Consider the following 10533-nt stretch of genomic DNA (forward strand, 5'->3'; position numbering starts at 1 on the left):
ACGTCATGCGCGCTTGACGCGTTTACCACCCTTGGAAGGGGTCAGAGCCCTCGCCTGCGGCGAGGGATCCGACCCGGGATACCGGATCAGCCGCGACGGCTCGCCCATTGCGCCAGCAGCACGGCCGTGGCCGAGGCCACATTCAGGCTCTCCACGGCGCCGCTGCCGGGAATCGAGACCTGCAGGTCGCACGCCCCCGCCAGGCTACGGTCCATGCCCTCGCCTTCGGCGCCCATCACGTACACCAGCCGCTCCGGCAGGGACGCGCGGAACACGTCATCCCCGCCCTCGACCAGGGTCGCGGCCAGGCCGAAACCGGCTGCGCGCAGTTGCGCCATTGCCTGAGCGGTCTCCGGCAGCTGCACCAGCGGCACCGCTTCGGCACCGCCTTCGGCCACGCGCGCGGCGGCGCCGGACAGGGCCAGCGTGCTGCCGGCCGGCAACAGCAGCGCCTTGGCACCGAAGTGCGCGGCCGAGCGCAGGATCGCGCCGAGGTTGTGCGGGTTGCCCACACCATCCAGCCACAGCGCCAGCGCCGGGCCGTCACCGACCTGCTGCAGCCACTGCGCCAGCGGCAGTGCCGGGGCGCGCAGCACGTCGGCCACCACACCTTCGTGGTGGGTGGTGCCGGCCAGCTTGTTCAGATCGCCGTCTTCAACCACGCGGTAGCCCACGCGGTTGGCCACGCACCACTTCAACAGCGGCTGCAGGCGCGGGATGCGTGCTTCCAGCAGGTACAGCTTGCGCAGCGCCTGCGGCCGCGCTTCGAACGCAGCCAGCACGGCATTCAGGCCGTACAGACGCAGCTCATCGCTGCCACCGCGCCCACCACCGCCCGTTGCCGGCACTTCCGGGCGCGGCAACGGCGTTGCGCGCGGCGGACGGGCGGACGGGCGGCGGTTGTTCCAAGGGTTGTTCACTTACACACTCTCCTGCTTGCGCTGGCGCCAGAAATCGGCGTTCTTGATGCCCAGGGCATCAGGGTCGAACACCGGATCCAGGCCCAGCTTCTTCTGTCGTTCGTAGTCACGCAGGGCCAGCATCGCCGGCTTCTGGATGATGAGGATGGCGATGATGTTCAGCCAGGCCATCAGGCCGACGCCGATGTCGCCCAGCGCCCAGGCCAGGGTGGCATTGTGGAACGCGCCGAACACCACCATGCCGATGATGCCCAGGCGCAGCAGCAGCACGGTCAGCGGCCGCTTCCTGTTGTGGTTCACATAGCTGAGGTTGGTCTCGGCCATGTAGTAGTACGCCATGATGGTGGTGAAGGCGAAGAAGAAGATGGCCACCGATACGAACGCCGAACCCCAGCCCGGCAGCACCGCTTCCACGCCGGCCTGGGCGTAACCGGCGCCTTCGGGAATACCGGCCAGGCCCTGGAAGATCGGCGCGGCACCCTCCACCGGCGAGTACACGTTGTAGGTGCCGCTGGCCAGGATCAGGAACGCGGTGGCGGTGCACACCATCATGGTGTCGAAGTAGATCGCGAAGGCCTGCACGTAGCCCTGCTTGGCCGGGTGCGAGACTTCCGAGGCAGCCGCCGCGTGCGGGCCCGAGCCCTGGCCGGCTTCGTTGGCGTAGATGCCGCGCTTGATGCCCCACTCCACCGCCAGGCCCATCATGGCGCCGAATGCGGCATGCGTGCCGAAGGCACTCTTGAAGATGATGCCGAACATTTCCGGCACGCGGTCGTAGTTGATGATCATGATGATGATGGCCATCAGGATGAAACCGGCGGCCATGAACGGCACCACCACTTCGGCGAAGTTGGCGATGCGCTTGACGCCACCGAAGATCACCACGCCCAGCAGCAGCGCCACCACGATGCCGATCCCCAGCTTCAGCGCCTGCACCGATTCCATGCCGAAGGCCTGGCCATCGAGCGGACCGCACAGCGCGGTGCCACGGCAGGCGTTGATGATGCTGTCGGCGATGGCGTTGGCCTGCACGCCCGGCATCAGGAAGCCTGCGGCGATGATCGTGGCGATGGCGAAGGCCAGCGCATACCACTTCAGGCCCATGGCCTTTTCGATGTAGTACGCCGGGCCACCGCGGTAGCGGCCTTCGGCGTCCTTGGTCTTGTAGATCTGCGCCAGGGTGCATTCGACGTACGAGGTGGATGCGCCAAGGAAGCCCATCACCCACATCCAGAAGATCGCACCGGGACCGCCGAAGGCGATGGCGGTGGCCACGCCAGCGATGTTGCCGATGCCCATGCGGCCGGCCATCGACATGGCCAGCGCCTGGAACGAGGACACGCCGGCGTCGGATTTCTCACCCCTGACGGTGAGGCGGCACATCTCGAAGAAGCCACGGATCTGCATGAAGCGGGTGCGCAGGCTGAAGAACAGGCCGGCGCCCAGGCACACGAAGATCAGTGCCTTGCTCCAGATGATGCTGTTGATGAAGTGTACGGTTGCTTCCACGCGCGCTCTCTCCAGTCGGCGGGTTGTAAGGACGTCCCGTCGGCTGGAGGGGACCGGTCGATTCTCCCTGATCGCAGGCCGCTGCGGTAGCGCTGTTTTGCAGAGCCGAGCCCATGCTCGGCTTGGGCTCCCGAGGGCAGCCGAGCATGGGCTCGGCTCTACAGCGGCCAGCCCGCGTGTTCAGGGCAGCTGCGTGCGTACCCGGGCAAAACGGCGCAGGTCGTGCAACACGCCGCGCTTGTAGACCGCGCAACGTTCCACGCCCTCTTCCTGGAAGCCGTTCTTCTCCAGCACCCGGGCCGAGCCGAGGTTGAAGTCGACCACGGTGGCCTGCAACCTGAACAGGCGCAGCTCATCCATCACCCACGGGGCGAACAGGCCGACCACGCGGGTCATCAGGCCCTGCCCCCAATAGGCCCGGCCCAGCCAGTAACCCAGTTCGGCGGTATGCCCACGCTCGGCCACGCCCTGTTGGGCACCGACGCTGCCGCAGGCCTGGCCGTCGATCTCGATGGCCAGGTTCAGGGTGTCGGGAGCCAGCACGCGGCCGGCGAGGAAGGCCTCGCCATCCCCGCGCGTGTACGGGTAAGGGAAGCGGTCGCGCAGACCGCGCGATACCTCGGCGTCGTTGGCGTGGCGCAGCAGGGAGTCCAGGTCGTTCGGGCGCCAGGGGCGCAGCTGGAAGCCGTCGCCTTGCAGGTCTGGGGTCAGAGCCCTTTCCCTTTGGGAAAGGGATCCGACCCCGCCGGCGTACCGGTCAGGCATGACCGCCTACCGAGGGCGACTCGGCTTCCTGCTTCTCCAGCTCGCGCTTCACCGCTTCCGGCGAACGAGTGTACGGCGCCAGCCGCGCGTAGAACGCCGGCACCACGAACAGCGACAGGAACGTCGAAAGAGTCACGCCGAAAATGATCACGATGCCGATCGTGCCACGGCTGGCCGAACCAGGCCCCCCGGCGACCACCAGCGGGATCGCGCCGACCACGGTGGCGATCGAGGTCATCAGGATCGGGCGCAGGCGCACCATCGCCGACTCGATGATCGCCTCGCGCACGCTGCGCCCATCGTCGCGCAGCTGGTTGGCGAATTCGACGATGAGGATGCCGTTCTTCGCGGCAAGGCCGACCAGCATCACGATGCCGATCTGGCTGAACAGGTTCACCGTACCGCCACTCACCCACAACCCGACCAGCGCGCCGAGCACGCCCAGCGGCACGGTCAGCATGATGGTGAGCGGATGGATGAAGCTCTCGAACTGCGCGGCCAGCACCAGGTACACCACCAGCAGCGCCATCGCGAAGGTCAGCAGCACCGCGCCGCCGGCGCTCTGGTACTCGCGCGATTCGCCCTTCCAGTTCACCTGCGCGTACTGCGGCAGCTCTTCCTGGGCGACGTTCTGTGCCCAGGCGATGGCCTCGCCCAGCGGATAGCCCGGCGCCAGGCCGGCACTGATGGTGATCGAGCGCAGTCGGTTGAAGCGGTTCAGGGTGCCGGCCTCGGCCACTTCACTCAACGTGACCAGGTTGGACAGCGGCACCAGCTCGCCGGAGTTGGCGCGGACGCGGATCGCGGCCAGGTCGGCCGGGCTGGCGCGACCATCGCGACCGGCCTGCACCAGCACGTCGTACTCCTCGCCGTTGTCGACGAAGGTGGTGACGCGACGCGAGCCCATCATGGTTTCCAGCGCCGAACCGATCGCGGTGACCGGCACGCCGAGATCGGCCGCACGCTGGCGGTCAATGTTCACCCGCATCTGCGGCCGGGTTTCCTTGTAATCGGAATCGGGGCCGACCAGGCCGGGATTGTCGGCCATGCGCAGCAGGATGCGGTCGCGCCACTGCGCGATCTCGGCATATTCCGGACCGCCCAGCACGATCTGGAACGGTTGGCCGCCGCTGCGCACCAGGCCACCACCCACCTGCGTGCGTACGCGCACGCCGCGGATGGTATCCAGTTCCTTCTGCAGTTCGTTGGCGACTTCGGGCGTACCCTCGCTGCGCTGGCGCCACGGCTGCAGGAAGATGCTGACGCGGCCGGTATGCATTTCCTCGCTGGCGCCCCAGCCGCCCGGCACGCGGGGGTTGGCACGCACGATCGGCTTGTCCGGGCCGACATGCGGTGCCAGCAGCGCTTCCACCTGCTGCACCTGCTGCACGGTGTAGTCGTAGCCGGCGCCTTCCGGGCCGTCGATCATGATCTGGAACGAACCACGGTCTTCGGCTGGCGCCAGTTCCGACGGCAGCAGCTTGAGCAGGCCCCAGCTGGCGGCCAGCGCAGCCACCATCACCAGCAGGTAGATCCAGGTGCGGTCGACGTGGTGATCGAGCACTCGCCCATAGGCACCCGCAAGGCGTTCCAGGTTGCGGTTGATGAAGCCGTGCAGGCCCCGCGGGGCCTGCCCGGTATGCGGCTTGAGCAGCTTGGAAGCCATCATCGGCGTCAGCGTGAGCGCAACGAACGCGGACAACGCCACCGCGGCGGCCAGCGCCACGGCCAATTCGCGGAACAGTCGCCCGGTGTTGCCCTCCAGGAAGCCGACCGGCAGGAACACCGCCACCAGCACGGCGGTGGTGGCGATCACCGCGAAGGCGACCTGCGCAGTGCCGCGCTTGGACGCCACCAGCGGTGGCTCGCCCAGGTCGATGCGGCGCTGCACGTTCTCCACCACCACGATCGCATCGTCCACCACCAGGCCGATGCACAGCACCAGCGCCAGCAGGGTCAGCAGGTTGATCGAGAAGTCGAACGCATACAGCGCGATGAACGCCGCCACCAGGCAGACCGGCACCGTCACCGCCGGAATCAACGCGGCGCGGAAGCTGCCCAGGAACAGCCAGATCACCGCCAGCACCAGGATCATCGCTTCCACCAGGGTGGCGTAGACGCGGTCCACTGCAGCTTCGATGAAGGTGGTGTTGTCGAAGGCGACGAAGATCTGCGTGCCCTTGGGCAGGGTCAGCGCCACCCGCTCGGCCTCAGCGCGCGCCGTGCGTGCCACGTCCAGCGAGTTGGCGGTGGAGGTCTTGACGATGCCCAGGCCGATGCCGGGCTCGCCGTTGCTGCGGTAGTACGCGCGGCGTTCGGCCGAGGCCAGCTCGATCTTCGCCACGTCGCCCATGCGCACCACGTAGCCGTCGCGGCCCTTGCCCAGCGGGATGGTCGCGAAATCCTCGGGCTTGATGTAGTTGCGTTCCACGCGCAGGGTGAAATCGCGGTCGGTCGACTCGATGCGGCCGGCCGGCAGCTCCACGTTCTCGTTGCGCAGTGCGGTTTCCACGTCGCCGGTGGTCAGCCCGCGCGCGGCCAGCTGGTCACGGTCCAGCCAGATCCGCATCGCATAGCGCTGGCGGCCGCCGATGCGGACCTGGGCCACGCCATCGAGGCTGGAGAAACGATCGACCACGTAGCGGTCGGCGTAGTCGCTCAGCTCCAGCGTGTCCATGGTCGAGGACACCATGTTGAACCAGATGATCGGGTCGGCATCGCTCTCGACCTTGGCAATCTCTGGTGGCCGCGCCTCTTCCGGCATGCGGTCGGCGACGCGGCTGACCGCATCGCGCACGTCGTTGGCCGCTGCTTCGATATCACGGTTGGAGGTGAACTCGATGCTGACCTGCGAGCGGCCGTTGGTGCTGCGCGCGTTGATCGTATCGATGCCTTCGATGCCAGCCAGCGCATCTTCCAGCACCTGGGTGATGCGGCTTTCGATGACCGCCGCCGACGCGCCGGTGTAGTCCACCGACACCGAAACGATCGGAGGGTCGATGGCGGGCAGTTCGCGCAGGGTCAGGCGGGTGAAGGACATCACGCCCAGCACCAGCAGCAACAGGCTCATCACCACGGCGAACACCGGCCGCTGGATGGAGATGTCGGACAGCTTCATCCGCCGTGGCCCTCGGTCGCGACCGGCGCCGGCGCGTCAGCCGGTTTGGCGCCAGAGGCCGGTGCGGCGTCCTTCGCAGCGACCTTCAGGCCCGGGCGCAGCTTGCCGGTGCCATCGACCACGATGCGCTGGCCTGCTTCCAGGCCCTGCCGGATCTCGACCACGCCGGCACGGCGCGCGCCGGTGACCACGTCCACCCGCTCGACGCTGTCGTCGGCCTTGATGCGGTACACGAAGGTATCGCGGCCGACCTGTACCACGGCGATTTCCGGGACCACCAGCGCCGGGCGCTCGGGGCGGAACAGGCGCACGTCCAGCAGCATGCCCGGGCGCAATGCGTGGTCGCCATTGGCGAAATCGGCGCGCACGGTCACCGCACGGGTGGCCGGATCGATGCGCGCATCGATGGTGCTGACCACGCCCTCGAAGGTGCGACCCGGCCAGGCCACGCTGGTGGCACTGACCTTGTCACCAACGCCCAGCGCAGCCAGCTCCACTTCCGGCACCTGGAAATCGACATGCATGTGCTCGATGTCGTCGAGCGTGGCGATGACCGTGGTCGGGGTCAGCAGCGATCCCGGACTGACCTGGCGGATGCCAAGCACACCGGCAAAGGGCGCACGCACGCGGCGGTCGCCAATGTCTGCCTGCATCTGCATCACGCGCGCCTCGGCGGCGTCGCGGATCGACTTCTGCGTATCCAGCGTGGCGCTGGACACCAGCCGCTGGGCGGCCAGTTCGCGCTGGCGCTTGTACAGCTGATCGGCTTCATGGAAAGTGGCCTGCGCCTGCACCAATGCGGCTTCCTGGGCCTGCCCGCGCAGCGTCACGATCGGCGCACCGGCAGCAATGTGCTGGCCGCTCTCGAAGTGCACTTTCTCGACGATCTCGCTGACTTTGGCAGTGACGCTGATCGACTCGCGCGCCTTGGCCGTGCCCAGTGCCTGCAGGGTGTCGTTCCACTGCGTGGGCTGCACGACCTGCGCAGTGACCGGCACCGCTTCGCCCTGCCGACGTGCGGCGGCCTCCTGTTTGCCTGCGCACCCGGCCAGCACGGCCAGGCTGAGGCCGAGGGCCAGGGTCGAAGCGATACGAGCCAACATGAACGGTCCTGATTGATCCACGGCCGCCGAGTGTAGGCAAGTGCCCATAAAAGCGGTATGTGCCAAGCGTTTACCGGCGTGGAACCAAGGCTGCGATAGCGCCTTGAACCCGTTCCGTGCAAGGCTGCCATGGGCGGTGTCGGCGTGTGTCGGGGTGTATCCAGTGGTGCACCACCGCGGCCGTCATCGTAGAGTCGAACCTGCCCGACCGAGGGCGTCGGGCGGGGACGGATCCTGGCGGGGATCCGGCCCCGTTTTTTTATGCCCGGCGGATCAATACCGGTAGTTCAACTTCATCCACGCGCTGCGCCCCGGCTCGTTGAAGCGCACCGGGTCGGCCGGGAAGCCGAAGTCGGCGCTGCCGGCCAGGTTCAGGTGCTCGCTGTAGGCGCGGTCGAACAGGTTGTCGACGCCGGCGCTGAGCTGCAGCTGCGAACTGAAACGGTACGCGGCATTGAGCGCGAAGGTGGCAAACCCGGCGCTCGGCCCGAGGTCCTGCGCGACCACGTTGCCCTGTCCATCTGCGACACGATGCTGATGGGTCACCGCGCGCAGCAATGCGCCGGCACTCCAGCGCTGGCCCTCCCAGTTCGCACTCAGGCGCGCTTCCAGCGGCGGCATCTGCGGCAGCGGACGCTGCTGGTCGCGGTTCTCTCCCCAGGCATAGGCCAGCGTGCCGCCCAGCCTCCACTGCTCGGTCAGGCTCGCTTCCAACCCGGCCTCGGCACCGGCAATGCGCGCCTCGACGTTGCTGGCCTGGCTCATGCCCATCATGCCGCTGCCGTGGTAGGTGAACAGGATGTAGTCCTGGATCTGCCCGGCATAGGCCGAAACCCAGGCCTGCACGCGCGGTCCCTTGTACTGCAGGCCCATGTCGAGCTGGGTGGTGCGCTCGGGCTGGATGCCGGCAAACGCGTTCACTGCGCCGGCCGGGCCGTGGTTGGGCGAGAACAGCTCCCAGTAGTCGGGCATGCGCTCGCTGTGGCCGAGGCCTGCATACCAGGTCAGGCCGTCGGCCAGGTCCTGCTCATAGCGCAGGAAGCCACTGCCGAGCCACGCCTTGCGCTTCTCGCCGGCCGTTGGGTTGGGCCGGCTGCCCATCATTCCACGGATGGACTGCCGCTCATCACGCACGCTGGCGCGATCGATGCGCAGCCCGCTGATCCAGCGCTGGTCGGTGCCGGCGCCGAGGGTCAACTCGGTGAACACGCCATAGCGGCGGAAGTTGGCATCGGTCTCCCAGACGGCCTGGCGGTAGGTGTCGCGGCCCATGCCCATGCGGCCACGATGGCGGCTGTCCTCGCCATCCATGCCCGCCACCAGTTGCACGTCCTGCCAGCGCCACTCGGAACTGACCCGGCCGCCCTGGGTGCGGCGGTCCACGTTCGACGCCATCGGCATCGGCATCATGCTGTTGGGATTCGGCGTGCGCAGCGTGTAGTTGTCCATCACGTGGTCGGCCTCGTTGTAGTACACGTTGGCCTGCAGCGTGTCCCACGCACCCGGCAGATTGCGCTTCTCGAAGCGCGCGGCGTAGCTGGTGCGTTCGAACGCGGCACCGTCCATGCCGCGCCCCGCGTAGCGTGCGATCGCATCGCCGGCACCGGCAGAAATTTCCAGCAGCGTGTCGGCATCCGGCGTCCAGCCGATCGCCACGTCACCGTTCCACTTGCGCCACTTCGATGGCACCACATCGCCGTTGCCGTCCTTGTAGTCATCGGCTTCGGAACGGTTGCCGCTGGCGCGCACATAGCCGGCCGGGTTGCCCAGGGTCAGGTCCAGCACCTGGTCGTTGCGGTTGCGCGAACCGACCAGCGCGCTGGCATCGGCACGCAGGCCCGGTTCCTCGAAGCGCGGTGTATCGCGTTCGAAGCGCACGGTGCCGGCCGAGGCACCTGCCCCCCAGCGCACGCTCTGCGGGCCCTTGATGATGGTCAGGCGGTCGAAGCTCTCCGGTGCGATGTAGGACAGCGGGTTGTCCATGCGCGAGGGGCAGGCGCCGATCAGGTTGCCGTCATTGCTGAGGATGTTCAGGCGCGAACCCAACATGCCGCGCAGCACCGGGTCACCGTTGGTGCCGCCGTTGCGGATGGCCGAGAAGCCAGGAACGGTCTTCAGGTAATCGGCGCCGTCACTGGCCGGAACCGGCTGCCGCGGCAGGCGTGGATCGGTCACCCAGTGCAGTGGCGACGAAGGCGCGGTGGCGGTGACCACCACCGTATCGAGAGTGCGCGCCTCTTCGGCAGGCGCGGCGTGGACCAGCGTTGCAGCCACGGCCAGGCCAAGGGCAACCGGCAGGCGCACGCAGGCGCCCGCGGGGCGGGAAGTCATTTTCATCGGAACAGCTCCAAGGTACGCACGCGCGCACGGCGCCCGGTCAGGCGTCGTGCGGCAGATTCGACAGGAAAATCAGCGGACGATGGAGGCGCGAGGTGGCCCACGCGCGGCGTGTGCCGGCCAGCGCGGTGCCGGCAGTACCTGCTGTGACCACGGGAATACCAGCCGCGGCCGCCACAGCAGCGGCAACAGCAGCACCAATACCGCCAGCCACGGCAGCAGGCGCATGGCCAGCACGCAGTATTCGCAGGCTTCGCCATGCATGGCGTGGGGGTCGGCCGGTGGGGTCGGACTCCGTTGCCCGTGCAAAGGGCTCGGACCCAATACGGCAGCGTCGTGGTGCATGTGCGCGTGGTCCATGCCTGCCATCGCCGCGTGGTCTATCGGCGGCGCCTGCAGCGCGCGGCTGACCAGTGGCGCAAGCACCATCAGCAGCGTCGCCAGGACGGCGAGCTGGAGCAGGAGGCGCTGCGGGCGGGACAGGCGGGTCACCCTGCTAGTGTAGAGCCGGGTCCCGGGTTGCCCGTGCGACGAACCGTCGCAGGAGGGGGTTTATCGGCAGGGCTGCGCCCTGCACCTGCTGCTAGCTGGAGCAACAGCAACAGCCGAAGCAACATCAAAAGCTGGCTTCCTGTGGGTGGGCGGGGTGGGTCCGGTTGCGGGGGGCGCTGCAAGTACCCCTCCGGGGCCCGGCCCAGCCGCTGGCGGCTGTGCGTTCGGGCGCTTGCGAAGCAGTGCTTCGCAAGCAAAGCGCCCTCACCCATGTAAGCTCGGTCGCCGC

The 10533-nt window shown here is 67.9% G+C and carries 7 protein-coding genes; all 7 read right to left on the bottom strand.

From position 1 onward, the window contains the following. Positions 1–86 precede the first annotated feature (86 nt). The gene (locus AC5P8U_RS03515; protein WP_334271961.1) at positions 87–920 is read right to left on the bottom strand and encodes a TrmH family RNA methyltransferase; all 834 of its coding nucleotides are present in this window, start codon (positions 918–920) and stop codon (positions 87–89) included. Then, entirely contained in the window at positions 921–2429 is a 1509-nt protein-coding gene (locus tag AC5P8U_RS03520) for an alanine/glycine:cation symporter family protein (RefSeq protein ID WP_049438457.1), read from the bottom strand. Positions 2430–2609: 180 nt separating this feature from the next. Beyond that, the gene (locus tag AC5P8U_RS03525; protein ID WP_353080592.1) at positions 2610–3194 is read right to left on the bottom strand and encodes a GNAT family N-acetyltransferase; all 585 of its coding nucleotides are present in this window, start codon (positions 3192–3194) and stop codon (positions 2610–2612) included. Next, positions 3187–6312, bottom strand: a complete 3126-nt coding sequence (locus AC5P8U_RS03530) for an efflux RND transporter permease subunit (protein ID WP_005418827.1) — start codon at positions 6310–6312, stop codon at positions 3187–3189. Before AC5P8U_RS03530 ends, AC5P8U_RS03525 begins: the two co-directional genes overlap by 8 nt. After that, on the bottom strand, positions 6309–7415 hold the full coding sequence (locus AC5P8U_RS03535; protein WP_111128032.1) for an efflux RND transporter periplasmic adaptor subunit: 1107 nt from the start codon (positions 7413–7415) through the stop codon (positions 6309–6311). The genes AC5P8U_RS03530 and AC5P8U_RS03535 overlap by 4 nt, the downstream gene beginning before the upstream one ends. A gap of 273 nt (positions 7416–7688) precedes the next feature. Continuing rightward, on the bottom strand, positions 7689–9752 hold the full coding sequence (locus AC5P8U_RS03540; RefSeq protein ID WP_495213896.1) for a TonB-dependent copper receptor: 2064 nt from the start codon (positions 9750–9752) through the stop codon (positions 7689–7691). Between the two features lie 72 nt (positions 9753–9824). Next, positions 9825–10244, bottom strand: coding sequence for a DUF2946 domain-containing protein (locus AC5P8U_RS03545; protein WP_227837929.1), 420 nt, complete (start codon positions 10242–10244; stop codon positions 9825–9827). Positions 10245–10533: the final 289 nt, after the last annotated feature.

The sequence above is a fragment of the Stenotrophomonas sp. YJH_SMC_81 genome (assembly GCF_059370875.1).

Excerpts from the sequence above, each read along its gene's own strand:
- AC5P8U_RS03530 (WP_005418827.1), bottom strand. The coding sequence starts at position 6,312 with ATGAAGCTGTCCGACATCTCCATCCAGCGGCCGGTGTTCGCCGTGGTG.
- AC5P8U_RS03540 (WP_495213896.1), bottom strand. The coding sequence starts at position 9,752 with ATGAAAATGACTTCCCGCCCCGCGGGCGCCTGCGTGCGCCTGCCGGTT.
- AC5P8U_RS03525 (WP_353080592.1), bottom strand. The coding sequence starts at position 3,194 with ATGCCTGACCGGTACGCCGGCGGGGTCGGATCCCTTTCCCAAAGGGAA.
- AC5P8U_RS03535 (WP_111128032.1), bottom strand. The coding sequence starts at position 7,415 with ATGTTGGCTCGTATCGCTTCGACCCTGGCCCTCGGCCTCAGCCTGGCC.